Origin of the sequence: Enterococcus sp. DIV1298c (assembly GCF_017316315.1) — a bacterium.
Lineage (GTDB): Bacteria > Bacillota > Bacilli > Lactobacillales > Enterococcaceae > Enterococcus_B > Enterococcus_B mangumiae.
The window spans coordinates 57097-76974 of the sequence record NZ_JAFLWG010000035.1; the positions used below are offsets into that span (position 1 = coordinate 57097).

Annotated in this window: 14 protein-coding genes and 1 pseudogene; 2 read left to right on the forward strand and 13 right to left on the reverse strand. The window is 37.6% G+C overall.

What is annotated here, in order from left to right:
* Positions 1–298: 298 nt before the first annotated feature.
* Genes JZO83_RS08735 through JZO83_RS08765 form a run of 7 tightly spaced genes read right to left on the reverse strand, consistent with a single transcriptional unit; the run spans position 299 to position 8537 of the window.
* On the reverse strand, positions 299–2017 hold the full coding sequence (locus tag JZO83_RS08735; protein ID WP_207115518.1) for a phospho-sugar mutase: 1719 nt from the start codon (positions 2015–2017) through the stop codon (positions 299–301).
* The gene (locus tag JZO83_RS08740) at positions 2014–3081 is read right to left on the reverse strand and encodes a glycoside hydrolase family 130 protein (RefSeq protein ID WP_207115519.1); all 1068 of its coding nucleotides are present in this window, start codon (positions 3079–3081) and stop codon (positions 2014–2016) included. Before JZO83_RS08740 ends, JZO83_RS08735 begins: the two co-directional genes overlap by 4 nt.
* 12 nt (positions 3082–3093) lie before the next feature.
* The gene (locus JZO83_RS08745) at positions 3094–3999 is read right to left on the reverse strand and encodes a DUF1861 family protein (RefSeq protein WP_207115520.1); all 906 of its coding nucleotides are present in this window, start codon (positions 3997–3999) and stop codon (positions 3094–3096) included.
* A complete protein-coding gene (locus JZO83_RS08750; RefSeq protein WP_207115521.1) occupies positions 3996–5507 on the reverse strand; it encodes an alpha-amylase family glycosyl hydrolase in 1512 nt (503 codons plus the stop codon). Before JZO83_RS08750 ends, JZO83_RS08745 begins: the two co-directional genes overlap by 4 nt.
* A gap of 12 nt (positions 5508–5519) precedes the next feature.
* A complete protein-coding gene (locus tag JZO83_RS08755; RefSeq protein WP_207115522.1) occupies positions 5520–6356 on the reverse strand; it encodes a carbohydrate ABC transporter permease in 837 nt (278 codons plus the stop codon).
* Positions 6343–7218 (reverse strand): sugar ABC transporter permease, encoded by an 876-nt coding sequence (locus JZO83_RS08760; protein ID WP_242542537.1) that lies wholly within the window; start codon positions 7216–7218, stop codon positions 6343–6345. The genes JZO83_RS08755 and JZO83_RS08760 overlap by 14 nt, the downstream gene beginning before the upstream one ends.
* Entirely contained in the window at positions 7218–8537 is a 1320-nt protein-coding gene (locus JZO83_RS08765; RefSeq protein ID WP_207115523.1) for an ABC transporter substrate-binding protein, read from the reverse strand. Before JZO83_RS08765 ends, JZO83_RS08760 begins: the two co-directional genes overlap by 1 nt.
* Before the next feature lie 182 nt (positions 8538–8719).
* Between JZO83_RS08765 and JZO83_RS08770 the strand changes: the two genes are divergently transcribed.
* Positions 8720–9712 carry a LacI family DNA-binding transcriptional regulator gene (locus tag JZO83_RS08770; protein ID WP_207115524.1) on the forward strand — a complete coding sequence of 331 codons (993 nt, stop codon included), beginning with the start codon at positions 8720–8722 and terminating at the stop codon, positions 9710–9712.
* 284 nt (positions 9713–9996) lie between these two features.
* On the opposite strand, the gene JZO83_RS08775 is transcribed toward JZO83_RS08770, so the two are convergent.
* Together JZO83_RS08775 and JZO83_RS08780 are read right to left on the reverse strand one after the other, a co-directional pair.
* On the reverse strand, positions 9997–10185 hold the full coding sequence (locus JZO83_RS08775) for a hypothetical protein (protein WP_207115525.1): 189 nt from the start codon (positions 10183–10185) through the stop codon (positions 9997–9999).
* Positions 10157–11173, reverse strand: coding sequence for a hypothetical protein (locus tag JZO83_RS08780; RefSeq protein ID WP_207115526.1), 1017 nt, complete (start codon positions 11171–11173; stop codon positions 10157–10159). Before JZO83_RS08780 ends, JZO83_RS08775 begins: the two co-directional genes overlap by 29 nt.
* A gap of 104 nt (positions 11174–11277) precedes the next feature.
* Here JZO83_RS08780 and JZO83_RS14525 point away from each other — a divergent pair.
* A pseudogene (locus JZO83_RS14525) lies at positions 11278–12471 on the forward strand (restriction endonuclease subunit S); the annotation flags it as partial.
* Between the two features lie 24 nt (positions 12472–12495).
* Here JZO83_RS14525 and JZO83_RS08790 read toward each other — a convergent pair.
* The 4 genes from JZO83_RS08790 to JZO83_RS08805 all read right to left on the reverse strand — a co-directional run bounded on the left by JZO83_RS08790 (position 12496) and on the right by JZO83_RS08805 (position 19306).
* The gene (locus JZO83_RS08790) at positions 12496–13425 is read right to left on the reverse strand and encodes a site-specific integrase (RefSeq protein ID WP_207115530.1); all 930 of its coding nucleotides are present in this window, start codon (positions 13423–13425) and stop codon (positions 12496–12498) included.
* 69 nt (positions 13426–13494) lie between these two features.
* Positions 13495–14694, reverse strand: a complete 1200-nt coding sequence (locus tag JZO83_RS08795) for a restriction endonuclease subunit S (RefSeq protein ID WP_207115528.1) — start codon at positions 14692–14694, stop codon at positions 13495–13497.
* Positions 14694–16283, reverse strand: coding sequence for a type I restriction-modification system subunit M (locus JZO83_RS08800; RefSeq protein ID WP_206858610.1), 1590 nt, complete (start codon positions 16281–16283; stop codon positions 14694–14696). Before JZO83_RS08800 ends, JZO83_RS08795 begins: the two co-directional genes overlap by 1 nt.
* 35 nt (positions 16284–16318) lie before the next feature.
* A complete protein-coding gene (locus tag JZO83_RS08805) occupies positions 16319–19306 on the reverse strand; it encodes a type I restriction endonuclease subunit R (protein ID WP_207115529.1) in 2988 nt (995 codons plus the stop codon).
* Positions 19307–19878 lie beyond the last annotated feature (572 nt).

Genomic DNA, 19878 nt, shown 5'->3' on the forward strand with positions numbered 1-19878 from the left:
TGTATTACTATTCAAAAAAAGGATTATATTATTGGATATAAAAGATAAAAAAACAAATATATACACATTTAATTCTGATTTACAATAACAAAATAAAAAATAAACAGGACTAAAATACCTAGTCATTAGATAACAATTTATAATAAATTAGAAAAGCTCTCTCTTTTCTAATTGTCCATTAATTTTATGAACGTAAGGTTTCCATGCTGATAACGTTATGTTTTAGTATGTTCATTCTTTCTACAAAAAAACCAAGCGACTCTTCCGTTCAGAAGTGTAACCTGGCTTTTCGTATTATTTATAAAATATCCACTAGTTGCTGAAATCCCTTCTGTAATCGAAGCAATTTTGCTTGTGCAGAAGCTTGGTTTGTATCTTTCACTGAGTAGTAGATCTTAAACTTCGGTTCTGTGCCTGATGGTCGTAGGCATAGCCATGAACCATCGGTAAATATATATTTCAACACGTTAGAAGTAGGTAGCTCAATGAGGGTCGATTGTTGATCTGGCGTGGTTCTTAGTGAACGTGCATAATCTTCTGTACACGCTAGCTTAAACTCCCCCAAATGTGAGAAGGATTGCGCCCTCAGACGATCCAATCGTCGATTCATCTGTGAAATACCATCTTTTCCAGAAAAAACCTGTGTTTCCAAATATTCTTGATAGTAACCGTATTCCTCATAAAGCACATTCAAGCGGTCGATTAGATCTTGTCCCAATAGTTGCTGATCAAGTGCGGCTTCTGCTAATAGTACTGCTGCTTGGATCGCATCTTTGTCTCTCACAAAAGGTGCGATCAAATAGCCATAGCTCTCTTCATACCCAAACAGAAACTCTTTCCCATGCTGTTCTTCTGATTGCTGGATCTGTTCCCCGATGAATTTAAATCCTGTCAACGTATTTCGTGTTTCTATCCCATGTGCTTGCGCAATTTTTGAACCTAATTCTGAAGTGACGATCGTTTTAGCGATAAAGTAGTTCACCAACGATTCTTGATTTTGCTGTTTCATTCGAATCAAGTAATCCAACAAGAGTGCCCCGATTTGATTGCCTGTAAGAAAATACGGTTCTCCGTCTTTCAAGACAACGACACCTAAACGATCTGCATCTGGGTCTGTTGCTAATATCAACTGTGCATCCTGTTTTTTTGCTTCAGTGAGTGCCAACGCAAACGCCTCTTTATCTTCTGGATTAGGCGACGCTACCGTTGAAAAATCCGGATCAGGTAAAGCTTGCTCTTTGATGATCTGCAAGTTAGAGAAACCGATTTGCTTAAATGCTTTTTGCATAAGGCGATTGCCTGCCCCATGTAACGGCGTGTAGATCAAGTTAAGTTGAGAACCAAATCGTTGGATCTTTTCTTTACTTTGAATGACTGCTGTCAACTGTTCCAAGTAAAGAGTATCAACTTCTTCGCCAAAAAGCTGGATCAGCTGATCCTCTCTATATACAGCTAAGGAATCTGCTTCAATCACTAATTCATTCGGGCCATTTTCTAAAAGTTCCGTCAGTCTCTCTGCTGTTTCTAAAGTGATTTGTCCACCATCTGGCCCATAAACTTTGAAGCCATTGTATTGTTTCGGATTGTGGCTAGCCGTGATCATCACTCCTGCATATGCTTGATAGTGACGTACAAGAAAAGACAATTGTGGTGTCGGACGTAAGCAATCGGATAAGTAAACTTTGATCCCTTGGCTTGCCAATACACGCGCCGTCCATTCCGCAAATTCCTTTGAACCATGACGATTATCAAATGCAATCACTACTCCTTGATTCGCCGCATTTGTTTCAAGAATGTAAGTAGCTAAACCAAAAGCAACTCGCTTGATCGTATAAACATTCAGCCGATTCGTGCCGACTCCGAGTTCCCCTCGCATCCCACCTGTGCCAAAGGTCAAGTACTGATAAAAGCGATCTTCGATTTCTAGCGGATCAGAAAGAGCAGCCAACTGCTCTTTCATCGCTTCATCTAAAGAGGGTTCATTAAGCCATTCTTGGTATTTTTGTTGCCAAGTCATGCATGTTCCTCTTTCATTTGATCTAAAATCTCCTTGATTGAAAGCGTGCAACCAGCCATTGACGTATCAGCGACACCGTAATACATCGTCAATTGATCGCCCTCAAGTAATGCCCCACAACCAAAGACCACATCTCCAAAGAAACCATTCTTTTCATACTCTGCTTCTGGCTCCATAATCGGCTGATGACTTCTGGCAAGCACTTTCGTTGGATCTTCTAAATCCAAGAGCGCAGCTCCCATACAGTAGCGATGTTGCGCAGTCGCTCCATGGTAAATGATCAACCAGCCTTGCTCTGTTTTGATAGGCACTAGCCCGCCACCGATCCGACCGCTATCCCATGTATTTTCTCGAACACCTAATAAATGATGATGATTTCCCCAACTCAATAAATCGGGTGAAGAAGCAATCCAGATGTCATAATTTCCGATACTTTTTAAGGATGGGCGATGCAACGCATAGTACTTCCCATTGATTTGTTCGGGAAAAATCAACACATCTTTATTTTCTGGCGCAAAAATATTCCCTAGATCTTGATAGGATCTGAAATCTTTTGTTGAAACTAAAGAATCACAAACACCCATCGGAGAAACCGAACTAAAATTGACGTAGTAGGTATCACCAATTTGTGTACAACGCGCATCTTCTATACCATAAGTTTGATATTCATTAAACGGATACAAAAACGCTTCTTCGTCGATCGTAAAATGATGACCATCTTTACTGCGCGCAATCCGAATGTAAGACAAAGAAGTTAAATATTCAAAACGATCTAACTGATCTTTTTTACGGATCATTCGTGGGTCTTCAAAGTCATAGCTGTCATCCTCACGATCAAAAGATAAGATTTCCATTGTTTGGGTCACTGGATCATAAACAGGCGCTTTGATCACCTTTGGATCTTCCGAGATCGGTCGCTCTGCAACTCTCAACAAGAGTAAGACTTCCCCTTGGTAATAAGCAACTCCCCCATTGAACGCACCAATCACTTCATATCCGTCATGTAACGGTTTGATATCTTCAGGTGTAATCAATGGATTTTCTTTAAAACGTTCTATTTTCATCTTCACTTACCTCTACTTAAATGGATTTTCAATTTCTAATTTTTGTGCGCCAGCATCACTGATCCCAGCATATAAAACCGCCTGTTCAGAAATCAGGTGCAAGCCACCGCTAAAGACCACATCCACAAGATCCGGTCGTTTCGTTGGCCCTTTAGCAAAATCTTTTCTTTCGGCAATGATGCGCGCATGCTTCATCTCATGCGTACTGCGATCAAAAGAAAAACGCATCGCATAATAATGACGATCGCCTTGCTCATCAAAATTGGCAATATGACCTAAGACCCAAATCTTGCCATCGATCTCAAAAATTTCATTCGCACCGCCCCACTCTTCATCAGAAAATTGGTTTGCTAATAATGGCGCTTCTTCGATTTTTTTGATCGATAAATCAGCCAAATGATCGATCACACAAGCCCCAATCTTGCCACGACCGCCTTTTTCTCCTTGTGGACGTGTCATGACCAAGATTTCGCCAGTGGCCAATTGCTTCAACCGTAAGTCTTTCATTCCCCACGGACCTTCAAACAATTGGTGGGCAGTTGCTGTATCTTCTAAACGATAAAAAATAGTCCGCCATTGTGCCTGACCTTCTGGCAAGAAAATGACTTCCACTCCGCCTAAAATCACTTGCCCATCAATCACCGTATAAAAAGGATCTTGTAGCGGCAATTGGATGCCATCAGAAATCTTTGCCCATGTATTTTTAGCTGTTTCTCTAAACAAGTAAACAGTTGAATGCTCGCTCTCTCTAGCTTCTACACGCCCAGCTAGCACCACTTCTCCTGCTAACTCAAATGGAGCGGTAATGTTGTAGACATCCTTCGTCCCCACACCAGTAAATGTCAAAAATTCCGCTTTTTTCATTTGCTCAAATTTACTTTTTCGATAGTCTTCAATTAAGTTTTTTATTTTGATCATTGCTCTTCCTTTCCAATCCAACAGCTTTTTGGCGGCACTTGGACCCATTGACGATCTTCGCTCAGCACACCTTTGCCATAAATCGTTTGAACTTTTTCTGAAATATTCTGTTTTACAGACGAATCGCTAAAATTCAGTAGCACAGATAAATGCTTGACTTGATAGCGGATACATCCATTTTCCAACTGAATATTCGTCACTACTTGAAAAGGCCCCTCCGCTTTACGCAACCGAATCAATTCTTGATAGACAGAAGAAATCAATTCCCCTTCTGGATTTATCGGACTCGACCCGATCCACCCAGTTTGTTGACTCGCTCCCCAAGGAATCATCCCCCGTGAGCGGTCGCGATTCACTTCGTTAGCAAATAAAAGTGCCTGTTGCGTCTCTACAAATAGACATTGTTCATGATATTTATTCTTCGCTTGGATATCACGAATCTCTGAAATATGCGATGGAAGATAATCCCCGACGCCTTGTTCCTCCCCTTGGAATAAGAAGGGCACGCCACGATTGATCAATAGAAAGACGGATAACAATTCATACGTCCCACGATCTTCTCGTGCCAATCGATTCCATGACCGGCTCATATCGTGACTATTGAAAAATAAAGTAGGGAGATAGTTGCGTGCATTCATCTCTTGGAATTCATGCGTCAATAGCTTCAAATCCAAATCTTCAATACTCCCTAAATTAAAGTTGAATGCCGTATCAAATCCTGCCTCTTCCACATAACTAGAAATCACTGATAATTGATCCGAACTGATCTCAGCCACGGTAAAAATATCTGGATCGACTGTTTTGAGCCATTGATTCATTTCTTTAAGCACTGCCATCACGCCAGGTTGATTGACATCATAAAGATGCACCTGTTTGCCATCCGCATCGATTGGATTATCCGCAAAGGTATCACTCACCGTTAGATTATTGATCACATCAAAACGAAACCCATCCACACCGATTGCCAACCAAAAAGACAAGACATCATAAATCGCCTGCTTCACTTCAGGATTCCGCCAGTTCAGGTCTGCCTGTTCTTCTGCAAAACTGTGATAATAATACTGATTCGTCCGTTGATCCAGTTTCCAAGCACTGCCACCAAAAAAACTTTCCCAATTAGTCGGTTGATTCCGCCAAATATACCAATCACGTTTCGCACTCTCCAGACTCGCACTGGATTCAATAAACCACGGATGTGCCGTTGATGTGTGATTGAAAACCACATCAATAATCACTTTGATCGATAACGCATGCGCTTCTTCCAAAAGCGATTGAAAATTTTCCAAACATCCATATTGCGGATCAACTGCACAATAATCTGAAACGTCATACCCATTATCGACCCTTGGCGAAGGATAAAACGGCGTGAGCCACAAAGCATCGATGCCCGCTTCTTTTAAATAAGGCAACTTCTCTCGGACACCATCAATATCCCCGATCCCGTCGCCATTACTATCCGCAAAAGAAGCGAGATAGATTTCGTAAAAAACTGCATTTTTCCACCACATCGTTTAGCCCTCTTACTTCAATGTAAATTGCATACCATCTTGGAATCGTTTTGAAAAAATCAAAAACAAAACGATCAATGGTAAAGTCAACAATACTGACGCCGCATACATCGGTCCCGGAAATGTGCCATAGGGGCCAAACATTTGCGAAATCAAAACATTCAGTGTCACTGTGCTATCACTTTTCGACACGATCATATCCCACAATAAATTCGTCCAACGGTCGGTAAACAAGAACAAGAAAATCACTGTCGTAATCGATTTAGACATCGGTAAAACGACTTTGAACAAAACTTGCATCTCCGTGGCACCATCCAGCTTTGCCGCTTCAATCAGTGTATTAGGAATCGCCTTGAAAAAGTTTGTATACATAAAAATCGCCCATAAACTGATTGCTGTAGGAATGATCATTCCCGCATAAGAATCCAGCAAGCCCACTCTCGTCACCATTAAAAACTGCGGGATCAGTAAAATGATTGCCGGAAAAAACATTTGGAAAAGAATAAAATTGTTCACTAATTTTTTTCCTTTAAACTCGATCTTTGCCAACGCATAACCGACCATCAATGCAAACAACATCATTAAAACAGTCGCTATTGTCGCCACGATCGTCGTATTGATAAACGCCCCAAACCACGGAACATCCGCAGAAGTCGGTGAACCACCGAAGAGCCAAGTCCAAGAACGTAAACTATACTCTGTCGGGAAAATGCGACGATCCACTTGATCCCAAGCTGCAAAAGAATGCATAACTAAGTACACAAAAGGAAACGTCATGATCAACATCACGAGCGTCGTTACAACATAAAGAACCGCATTTTTACCTTTTGTCCGTTTATGACCAACCATTTTTCTCCCCCCACTTTTCTAATAGTTTACGAATCACACCGATCGAAGCAAACGTCACGACAGAAGCCATCAACGCAACCGCTGAAGCATACCCTGAACGTAGATTGACAAACGCTTGATTGTAGATCTCCATTTGCCACGTATTCGTAGCAAAATTCGGCCCCCCACCAGTCAGTTGATACACTTCCGTAAAGATCCCAAAACTAATTCCCACAGCAAGAACGGTCACCGTGAAAAATGCCGGATAAAGCATCGGGAACGTGATCTTCCAAAAACGCGTCCACGCACTTGCTCCATCGATCGCCGCAGCCTCATAGACTTCTTTATTGATATTTCCCAAACCAGAAATCAAAATCAATCCATAATAGCCAGACATCTTCCAAGCAATCATCAGTGAAACAATAAAAATCGACGTCTGAGGATTCCCTAACCAATCAATATCCCAGCCCATTCTCGTACGTAAAAACGTATTAAAAGGACCATTATATGAAAGCAATCCTTTCACGATCAATGAAGTCACGACCCCACTCGAAAGATAAGGTAAAAAGAAGGCAACCATGTACAAGCCTTTAAACTTAGGCAAACTATTCACTAACAGCGCGATCATCATCGATAAAATCAATGCCATCGGAACAAACACAAGTAGAAATTTATAGGTCACCACAAACGCCGCTCGAATCGCCGGACTATGAAACGCATCGATAAAATTTTTGAACCCAACAAATTCAACCGTTGGCGAAATCATATTCCAACTCGTCAGTGCCAGCCAAAACGACCAAAAAAGCGGCAATAAAAAGAAAATCACAGTAAAAATCAGGTATGGACTGGTAAATAACCAGCCCAACTTTGTATTTTTGTTCATTATTGAAGCGCCCCTTCAACCGCTGATTTGGCGTCTTCTGTTGCAGTCTTCGCATCCTTTTCTCCACGAATTACTGGAACCCAAGCTTGTTCCCCAAACGATTGTTGGATTTCATTGAATTTTTCATTATCCATTGCCGGTACAGCAAACGGTACATTTTCTGCGTATACTTTCATCGCTGGATTTTCTTCAAAGTATGCAGCAAATATTTCATTTTCTTTCGCATCATCTCTCGCCGGAATCAATGACGTCATCTCTAGTAGCTTCATGTCATGATTATCATCAGAATAAACAAATTCTAAGAAAGCCATCGCAGCTGCTTGTTCTTCTTCAGTTGCTTGCGCGTACATTACGATCCCTTTCGCATCTGCATACGTTGACACCTCTTCAACATCTGCTAACGCATCCGGCACAACCGGCGTAGTTACTGTATAGTTTTCACCAAACGTCAACTCAGGATATTTCTCATCCCAATTCGGGAACGTCCATGGACCTAAGTCAGTCATGATACTATCCCCATTTTCAAACGGATCCGTCGCTTCACCTGTTCGCAAAACATTCGCATCTGCTAATTCACTCATCAACTCAAACACATCCGTCATTGCAGCCTCATCCGCAGAAAACTTCCCATCCTCTACAAAACTACCACCTTCACTTGCCGCATTGTACAACGGGAAGAAGTCAAACCAACGCATCCAAGCTGTCGGATCAGCCAAGTCTCTTTTCGCCCATAAAGCTTTATCTGTTTCCTGAACCTTCTCTACAACCTCTAACAACTCAGAATACGTTTTTGGAACCTCAGAAAAGCCAAGTTCTTCTAACAAATCGATTCGCCAACCAAATAAAATCGGATTTGAATACACCGGTAATACATATTGACTATCATCAGAAAACTTCCAGCTCTCAATCGTCTTACCCATGTGTCTCGCTTCCACGATCGAATCAAATTCACTATGTTGATTCAACGGTAAAATCGCTTCACTAGCAGCCAATTGCGCCGCAAAACTACGATTCACATTTTCAGACAACGTTGGCGCCGTATTCGATGCAATCGCACTTTGGATCGTCGCTTCAGAAGATGGACTTTCTTTCATCTGAGTCACTTCAACAGTGATTTCATCATTTTGCGCCTCAAATTCTGTCGCCATTTCTTGCCAATATCTCAGCTGAGTCGGATTAGGTGCCGCCCAAAAAGTAATTTTTGTTTTCCCATCCTCTGAGCCAGAATCCCCACTCGTCGTTTGATTGCCACAGCCTGCAAGTAAAACAGTTCCTGCTAATACAGTCGTAAGTCCCAAAAATATTTTCTTCATCTTCATGAATCTTCCTCCTTGGTTTGTAAACGGTTTCTTATAACTGCGACAATCATACCATCTGTAATTACGGTTGTCAACATTACGTAATTAACATTACAAAGTTACATTTGTAATCTTTTTAGGTGATTATTTTAGATGTACTATGTTATAATCAATATAAACATTACGAGAAATTAGGTGAACTTATGAAAAAAGCTTCGATGCAAGACATCGCTGATGCACTAGGAATCTCTAAAAATTCCGTTTCGCAAGCACTCCGAAACAAACCAGGTGTCAGCCAACAAACCAAACAATTAGTAAAAAATAAAGCCAACGAACTAGGCTATCGTTACCAAACCGTCACAGAAGACACCACGATGAGGTTTCTTTTGATGGCAACCGAATTTGCATTTTCTCAAACAAGTTTCTTCGGCGAAATCGTAAAAAGCGCAGAATCTGCCGCACAACAAGCACATATCAAATTAGACACGTATACCTTAACCGATGAAACGCTAAAACAAATGATCCTACCAGAACACATCAATGAATATGACGGTATTTTAGTACTTTCTCATAGTAACAATGACTACATAAAACAAGTGATTGCTACAGGAATCCCCGTCACGCTGATCGATCATCACGATCCCGAATTACTCGCGGATGCCATATTGTCCAAAAATACCGACGGCACGTTCCAAGCCATTTCATTACTCATTGCTAACGGCATGAAACGAATCGGATTCATCGGAGATACCTCCTTTTCGCCAAGCTATCTCGAACGCTACCGCGGCTACCATCGCGCCTTAGCAGAACACGGCATTTCACGAGAGCCAGAAATCGAGATCACCGAAATCGAAGAATCCCAAGGCGCTTTGTTCAGTCGCTTAAAAAGCATCGAGCAAATGCCCGACGCTTGGTTTTGTGTCAATTCAGGATTAGCCTTCATGCTCAACAGCTATCTCCAATCCGCTGGCTATACGATACCAGAAGACATCAGTATCATTTGTTTTGACGAAACAGAATTCACACGTATGGCGGTGCCACGCTTGACCAACGTTGCCACCAACTTGGAATTCATGGGCCAACTCGCCATCCGAACCTTGTTACACCGCATCAATCATCCAGATGAGCCGATCATCCACCAACAGATCGTACCGGAGTTGAATATTTGGGGGTCGGTGAGGGTTGATGAGGAGTAGAAAAAAGCACTGGAACGCCAACGAGGTGTCCCAGTGCTTTTTCATTCTTTCATCATTAAATAAGATATGTTACATCTTTTTAATCACTATCTTCTAACTATTATCCTTATCCATTTATTATTTATTCAACAAATCGTCATACTTACTTTATCCGCTATGACTCAATTGAGATAAACTGTAAATTAATCATTATTCATAGCTAAACGAATGAATGTGATTCTTTTTCTTTTATAAACACCCCGTAATTAGAAACAAACTATAATTCTTGCCATAGTTATCTTTTTTTAACTTTTTTTCTTAACATTAGCAATAAAACCTAACACTATTACACTCAATCCTAAAGCACTTTTCTTTGCTGTCTTGCGATATTCTCTAAATTTCCGTTCATGCTCTCCACAAAATAAAGATTTATTTACATATATTTCTTTTTTGCATCCAGGTACTTTACAAAGTTTCAGTTGTGAGTTTTTCATTACTCTTTCCTCCAATTTCATATCCTTGAATCTCATGAACCAATACATCTATCTTAGTTGAAATATCCGTCATGATTTCATTTACACATCCTGAATCACCTTGATGCGCATTATCAATTTTCCATGCTAATGTATGCCCCGAATCATCAAGTTTTTTTAATAGGGTCTGCTCGATGAAGGAATGGTAATTTGACAATGTCGCTAATAATGCCTGATCCTCTGCTACAGCACTATACGCAACTAAATTCAGTTGCACAGCCGAGTTTAAATAGCCAATAGATTGTTGAAGCAATCGTTCAATTCTTTTCGCGTCTTTCGATTTTATTTTGATATTAGTAAAATCATGAGCATCTTGATAAATAGCAAACATTAATTTTGCGATTGTATCATTATTAGTTTTAATCGCAGAAATCAAAAGTTCCTTCTTCAACTCGCTATCGTGCGAAACAAGCCCTTCAATCACAAGTTGCCTAGCACTGTGGAATCCTGAGAAGCGATCATTATATTGCCCTTGCTCCACACGCTCAACGAGCCTATTTAAATCCTCAATCTTCTCTGTTATAGCTGCTAATTGCCCTTGAATTGCAGAAAGCTCTGGTAAATTTCCTAGCTTTCTTACCGTTCGTTCATCCAATGTTACCGTACTCTTCGTTCTACCCGTCAAAGTATCCTTGATGATAGCATATGTTTCTCCGGTTTTTTTACGTATTCCTAATGACCATTCTCCTGAAGTTAATTTTTTCTTTGCTAAATCAGAAAAGTTCGCTACATATTCTGTCTCTCCCTTTTCTAAAAGTTGTTTTAGTAACTTAGCTTCTGATATATGGCTAAATAGTTCATTTTTAATACTCTTAATAATAGATAAACCAACAGCCTCTTGTAGAGGAAGAAGTGAATACGAACTAAAATCATAATTGTATAATTCTTTATTTGTTACATTAATTGATAACTCAGTAGTTGTGGGCAGATTGATTTCAAAATCATTCACTGGTTAATTTCACCGCCTTATGATTATAAATATACTTAGTTATATTGTAGCATGATCTAAGGAATTTTTTGAGAAAGTGGGGTGTTTTGATGGTATAGGATGATTGGGAACAGCGTAAGTTGGGGGACTTAGGTTCTGTCGCAATGAATAAACGAATTTTTAAAGATCAAACTTCGGAAAATGGAGAAGTTCCATTTTTTAAAATTGGGACTTTTGGAAGTTATCCTGATGCTTTTATATCTCGAGAACTATTTGAAGAATATAAGTCGAAATATCCGTATCCTGAAGTTGGAGATATATTGATTTCTGCTTCGGGAAGCATTGGTAGAACTGTAGTATATCAAGGAGAAGATGAGTATTTTCAAGATAGTAATATAGTTTGGTTAAAACATAATGGTCACTTAGATAATAAATTTTTACAGCAATTTTATTCAATTGTTAAATGGCAAGGTTTAGAGGGGAGTACAATTAAACGGTTGTATAATAAGAATATTATTGATACAAACATAAAAGTTCCTACTCTGGATGAACAAAATAAACTAGGGGTTTTTTTTGAGCAATTGGACTATACTCTTGCTCTTCATCAACGTAAGTTAGAGCTACTGAAGCGACTAAAGCAAGGATTTTTACAGGTTTTATTTGCGAAGGAAGCAACTGTTCCGAGGGTGCGTTTTGCTGGTTTTACCGAGGAATGGGAACAGCGTAAGTTTAACGACTGCTTTAATTTTCCTGTATCTACTAATTCACTATCACGGGCAATGTTAAATTATGATAGTGGAGAGATTATGAATATTCACTACGGAGATATTTTAATTAAATATTCTACTATTCTGAATGTTAAAAAAGCTGAGATTCCATATATTACTGGAGGAGAGCTAGAAAAATATATATCTAATTTATTAGAGAATCAAGATTTAATTTTTGCAGATGCAGCTGAAGATGAAAGTGTAGGAAAAGCTGTCGAAGTTAGTGGAATTACCAATGAGAATCTTGTATCAGGGCTCCATACTATAGTTGCAAGAGCTAAAGGAGAAAAAGTTCCTTTTTTTTGGGGATATTATATAAACTCAGACATTTATCACAGACAACTTTTAAGATTAATGCAAGGATCTAAAGTATCGGCAATCAGCAAAGGAAATCTACAAAAAACTAATGTCTCATTTCCAAATCGAATGAAAGAACAACAAAAAATCGGTACTTTCTTCAATCACCTTGACAATACTATCACTCTTCACCAAAATAAAATTTCTCAATTAAAAAATCTAAAAAAAGCATTCCTACAAAAAATGTTTATATAAAAAAGGCGCCCCGCGCCTTTTTTATTATACAAGAGAAGATAAATGTCGCATAATCTTATCATTGTCTTGATTTTCTAGTTCTTGAATAATATGCAAATATGTTTCTTGGGTTGTGGTCATGCTAGAATGTCCTAATCTTTTAGCTACACTTGCGATCGAAACACCTGCAAATAACAATAGAGAGGCATGTGTATGTCTTAGAGAATGAATAGTGATCACAGGAATGTTTGCATTTGTACATAATATCTTTAGTCGGTTATTTATCGTTGAATTAAACACCCGCTTCTTAACAAAAATTGGTTTCTCTGGGTCTAAGTCTTTTACTAATTGTGAAAATTGCATAGCTAATTGCCAATCCATCTGTATTTTTCGAATGGAAGAACTATTTTTAGTTGGTTGAAATTCTCCTGTAGACTTGCGATAATTCCATGTTTTAGTAATAAGTATCTTCTGATTAAAAAAATCAAAATCCTCAGGTGTAAGAGCCAATGCTTCAGAAAATCGTAAACCAGTTTTTGTTACCAATAAGATAAACCAATCCCAATTTAATTCTTGTCTTAAATCTAATTCTCTCAACAATAACTGAATCTCATGTTGATTTAAAAACTTTGGCTTTTTCTCTTTAGGTGCTTTCCCTTTTATGATAATTTTCCGAGTAGGATTTTGGGATAAAATACCTTCATCCACTGCATCTAAAATAGCCCCTTTTATTTGATGATGAAAATCCATCGTAGTTTGCTTCTCGTGATCTTCTGCATATGCATTTAATAAGCTTTGATAGCTTCTTCTATCCAAATCACAAACTCGCATATCCGGAGCTAATTTAGTGACCCATTGTAAACTCATGTAGTATTTTTCTAAGGTAATGGAACGAATTGAGCCAACTTTATATAATTCAATCCATTCTTCAAAATATTTGTAAAACAACTGCATTTTTCTTTTTTTCAATAGAATAACCTCCTAATAATTTTGATGTTACTCTTTAATTATTAGGAAGTTTAGTATATTTGGGAAGGTAATTTTTTAGATAAACATTGATTGAAGGAGTGCTTTTTTTAGATTTTTCAGTTGAGAGAGTTTATTTTGATTAAGAGCGAGGGTGTCGTCGAGTTGTTTGAAGAAGATGCCTATCTTCTCTTGCTCTTCAATACTTTTAGGAACCGTTAGTTTTTTTACTAATAAATCTGATTTAGTCATTCCTTTAATAGATGTACCTTGGATGTTGTTCAAATCTTTTTGGAGCATTGTATATAAAGAATAAATTCCAAAATATGGATCAACTTGTAGCTCTGAAAGTGATAAAAAATCTTGACTAGTAGCATACTCAAAAGACATCAGCGCTAATTTTCCAACCCCTACACGTGTTACTATCGCAATTGAATTTGAAGGAATAATTTTTGTGGCAGACTTTTGAACAGCTTCGTCTGTAATCCTTTTTTTTGGAGAAACATTGAACAACCTATTTGTTTCTAAATCACTACTTTGAATCCATGGAATATCACCATTCCAAAATTTTTTTATACTAGTTTTAGGTGTACCTCCACCATAAGTGTCTTTTGCAATTTGAACAACCTTACGCTGTTCCCATTCCTCGGTAAAACCAGCAAAACGCATCTTTGGAACGTTTGTTTCATTCGCAAATAAAACCTGTAAAAAACCTTGCTTTAATCGCTTCAGTTGCTCTAACTTACGTTGATGAAGAGCGAGAGTGTCGTCAAGTTTCTGAAAAAATGAACCGATTTTTTTTTGTTCTGTTATATCAACTGGAAATTTAAATTCCCTTTCCTCCATATTTCCCTTAGTAATATGGATCATTGTGGAACCATTAGTACTTTGTTTTATTCTTTCTTTATCAGTAAGTAACCATGTATATAAATAGTGTTTATCAATCGAATTATCAGTAACTTCGAGTTTCCATATATGATAATGATAGATTACTTTTTCTTCATTCCAAATTTCAGGCCCAAAACTAGTAGCCCAAAGATATAATAGGTCTCCTGAATTAGCATATTTGTTTTCATCAAGTTCTAGATTTGAATAATACCACTTGTCATTAGTATTGAAGTTACCAACTCTTAAGACTCTATATTTACCAACATCAAGTAATTCCTGTTGTTTATATGCTTTACCATTCAAAAATTTTACACAAGTTCCCAACTTACGCTGTTCCCAAGCATCACTAAACCCTTCAAACCGAAGCATTGGAACATTTTTCTTACTCATTATTCAAACACTCCTTTTGCTGCTTCAATCAAATCTTTCGTATCAGGAGTAACTGCTAATTCATTCAACATCGATAAAAATTCTGATTCTACTTGGTTTATTTCAGCGTTTAATTTAATGATCTCTTTACTAACTTCAACAATATCGATTGGCTCTTCTTCTTCAAAAGTATCGACATAACGTGGGATATTCAGGTTGTACTCATTCTCTTTGATTTCATCTAGCGTAGCTAAGTGCGAATACTTTTCAATTTCTTTGCGATGAACTACTGTGTCAACAATTTTATCCACATCTTCTGAACGTAATCGTTTTTGATTTTTCAACTTCTCAAATTCTTTACTTGCATCTATAAACAATACATCTGACTCCGTACGATTTTTTCTCAAGATTAAAACACAAACGGGAATAGAGGTATTTAAAAATAGCTTATCAGGAAATCCGATAACCGCTTCAATTTGATGTTTATCAATTAGCGCTTTACGAATTCTACCTTCGGCTGCACCTCTAAATAAAACACCATGCGGTAAAATGATTGCCATTCGTCCATTATCTTCTAAATGATATAAACAGTGTAGTAAGAAGGCATAATCTGCCTTTGTTTTTGGCGCAACTCCGTACTCACGCCAACGAGGATCATCTTCACGGTCTTTACTGTTCCAGTGAGCTGAATACGGTGGATTAGCCATCACTGCATCAAACATTCGAGGATTATCCTTTCCCTCAACCACACCATCTGGCCAGTCACTTTCTAGTGTGTCTGCATGATTTATACTGATATCATTATATTCGACCCCATGCATCATCAAGTTCATTCTAGCTAAACGGTAAGGTGTTGCATCTTTTTCTTGACCATAGTATTTGATCATGCCACGTTTATGTGAATTTTTCATATAACTAGCAGTCGTCAAAAGTAAAGAAGCTGACCCGACTGTTGGATCATATATAGAGAAACGTTCTTCATTTTCTCTACCATACGTTAAAATCCGAGCCATGATTTCAGATATTTCTTTTGGTGTATAATATTGCCCCATATCAGATGCTAAGACTGTAGCAAATTGTTTTACCAAATATTCATATATATCGGACATCGCATCATCGCCACCTGATAAATCAAATTCAGGAGAAGATAACAATTCAATCATTGAAATCATTACACTTGCTCTAGCTTGCGCATTGGCACCTAAGTCTGCACTGTCAAAACGCATTCCGTCAAAAATACCTTCAAAGTCACCTTTTGCAGCAAAAGCAATTTGCTGATTAAAATGCCCAAATGTCTCTGTCATTAGTCCGATACTAAACTGATCTTCATCAATCGCTTTTTTCCAATCAGAAAAGAAATTACCTGGTTGTATCGCGTAACCAAGATTTTTTTTCATGTAGTCCAAACTTTTAACTGGATCTTGTGCATAAATACTTTCCCATGTTTCTCCACGTAAAACATCCTTTAGCCAATTTTTAGCTTTCTCAGAAAGATATTTATAAAATAGAAGTCCAAAAATATAATCCTTATATGCTGTTAAACCAATTTGTCCTCGTGTTTGATTGAGCATCGCCCACATCTTATTTTGTTGTTCTGTAGATAAAGCCATGATTCTTTTGACCTCTTTCTATTCCATTATTTTATTTAAAATCTTTCAAAAAAATTCAGTAAAGAATCTTCAAACTCCGACGCCTCGAAAAACCCGATATTCTCAACCTGCTCAATTCGATGAACAATATCTGCAAGTTCGGGATTTTCTATTAGTGTGTGTCCAGGCATATACGCCTCATATGCTTCTAAAATAAGATTACTATTGATATCGTTATTTGCAGCCCATCGACGAATCTCCAGTTCTCGACGCTCATTACGTTTTTTCATTCTTGTATTTTGAAGCGTTTCGGTTGTAAAATGTTTTGTAATTTCACCTGATTCAATTTCATCAACAATTTCATTGATTTCTTGACGACTTTCTTCATCCATTGGTGTAATATGTTTTTCAATTGCTTCTTTGTTCGTCGTGCTTTTATCATCCATAAATGTATTAAGTAGTTCAACTAACATGTCATAATCAATAATTTGGTGGCTATACAGTTCAATACCAACTTTTATTTCAGTTAAATCTGGACGCTCTTTTTCTGGTAACCGTTCTCTCGCATCATTTAGACGAGCTTGCAACGCACCAAACTCTTCAATACTAGATATATTTAGACGAACCATGTTACCAGTTGGATTGTTGTCTGCATCTAATTCTTCGATTTCACTGCCTAATTCATACCCTTGTTGTATCAATCTTTGAACCTTATTTTGAGTAGAAAGCCCTAGATTTACAAACTCTTTTAAGTCATTGAATCCACGGGGAATTTGGCTAAAATCATTACCAGCAAGTTCTTTCAATCTTGCAATAAATTCTTCTAGTTCAAGAATTTGATGACTTTGTGGTTTAGCTAATATATCGTCATTTCGTAAATCTTTTCCTTCTTCATCAGCAGATTCTTTTTCTGCCTCTTCTAAAGTATCATTACCACCTTTTGTATAGATGCGTAAAGCATTCTCAACAAATCCTTGCATTTCATCTCCTTGTCGATAGAAGCGCACTTTTCCATGCGGCTTACTATTACGATCAAGCGTTCGATTTGTTCGAGACATGGCTTGAATGAGCATTCCTTCTTTAAGCATTTTATCCATGTAGATCATGTTGATATACTTAGAATCAAACCCAGTTAATAGTTGGTCTGAAACGATTACTAAATCTAACCGATCTAGATAATTCCCTTGATTGTATGGCTTTTTCCGAGCAAGTCTTTTGGTGATATCCAACATATATGCACGGGCGGGATCTTTTGCATCCAGAATACTAGGGACACTGTACTTTTCAGTATATTCTTTGATTGCTTTTTTTAGAGCTTCATTCTGTTCCTTTGTACCGTGTTCATTGGACTCATCCCGTGAGAAAGTCATTGCAACATTAAGATATGGTGCTTTAGCTTTAAAAATATTGTAATAATGTATGACTGCTTGTTTTCCTGAGACAGCAAGCATTGCTTGAAACGCATTTTCTTCACGTCGTCCAGCGATTAAAGCACCACTTGAAGTCTTCTTCCAATTCTCAAGAATATCTTGGACTACTTCTTGCCTATAGACATCACTTTGATAAATTTCTTTTTCATAGTCTCTTTCAGAGAACTCCTCAACTGGGTTTTCAATCACCCAATGCGGCTTGAAGTAAGTTACATCGAATCCTAAAACATTGCCATCTCCAATAGCATCTTTTATAGAATATGTGTGCAATCTTTTGCCAAAAATGTCATGCGTCGATATTTCCCTGCTTGTCTTTATATCATTTATCTCATCGCTATAAAAATTTGGTGTGCCAGTAAAACCAAACCAGGTTGTTTTTTTAAATGCTTTTTTTATCAACTTAACCGAATCACCGCTTGCACTTCGATGGGCTTCGTCCATGATAATCACGTTCCAATCATCATTTTCCAATCCTTTTTTTACTGCTTTTGTTAATCCTTGAACAGAAATCAATAAAATTTGTGAAGCACCTTTATGTTGCAATTCACGTTTAAGTTCATGCCCATTAACTTTTTTGATGCGCTTTTTAAAATGGATATATGCAAAATCTTTAAAGTTTTCCAGTGTTTGATCTATAAGATCGACTCGGTCGACGATAAACAATACATTTCGAATTCTTGGTGATGAGGCTAATAACTGAGCCACCTTAAAGGATGTCACCGTCTTACCTGAACCAGTGGTATGCCAAATATAGCCACCTTCTTTTTGGATTAGCCCGCTTGCTTCCATGTCTTTCATACGTTGCAATATTTGCCGTGTTGCTTGAATTTGGTAACTTCTCATTACCATTAAATTATCATTTGAGGCATCGGGTATCATATTAACAGTAATCAATCGGTGTAACGCAGGAATCCCCATCACTTGATGCACAAATTCAAATGCATCAGTGATATCTCTATTATTTTCATCTCGCCACCCAAATACAAATGTTTTATTATAATTTTCAAAAGCATTCGGTCTTGCAAAATAATGAGCTGAATGTTGACTCAAAATAAATTGTACTTGAACAAAAGCAAATAATCCTTGATATAATCCATCTCCATGATAGCCTTTTAACTGTTCAAAAGCTCGCCATTGATTTTGTAGATGTTCGTCCTTTTCTTCAATATGACAAACTGGTATACCATTTATTAACAACGCAATATCAATGATGCGCTTAGTTGATAAACCTTTCGGCAATTCTGTGAAACTTACTTGACTCACAACTTCATAACGAGAACGACCGCCTGCTACATCGTCCTCATAGAAAATTTCAACTTCCAAACTTGAACCATCGTCACGTGTGATAGGAATCGATCCTACACCACCTGCCCCAATTAACAAAAGTTGAGCATCATAAGGTGTCTTGATTCGTTGTAATTCTTGCAGAATCAGACCAAATTCAATATCAGATAAAGGTACACCATTTAATTTGTGTGCATTTATTTGATTTAAAACTTCACGCCAATGATGTTCAATTGTTTTTATACTGGTATTAGACAGATCCTTTCGATAAGTCCAACCTTCAGCTTCTAGCTTTTTAATCAAAGCCGCCTCAAACTTTGCCTCTGCCATCTCATCGTTCCTTTCTATTCTTATTATTCAATTTTCTAGTGATTTTCAACTTATTTTAACTTACGCTGTAATGCTGCGAGAGTTAGAATACACAATTTTATTATACCATGCTTATACAAAACATAGGTTTTAAAATAATGAAAATAAAAAACAAGAGAAACCTATATAAGGGCAGATCTGGTTTAGACCAAGCTGTTTATCTTTGAAAAATTATTCATTTAAAGAACACTTAATACTTATAGTTGACTTTTATTATCTTTTTAACGTTCGCTTCGTGAAATCGTTGTAATAAATCTATCTTTTTATTTGAATCATTACTTTATTATCTTGTTTAACAAGTTTTTATTTCTCTAAAACATAAAAAGAAAGAATATGAAAGAACCATTCTGAGATTCCTCTTAATCAACATCCTTTGAAAAGAAGTTACACTAGTCAATCTAAGCTTGTTTCTGCTTAAATCGACCATCAAAATTTATAGGTTCTATAATATCTAGTGTTGGTGGAAAACAATTTTGTTTTCTGCTAACACTATTTTTTGTAAAAAAAGATAGAAAAAGAGATATCCAAATTGA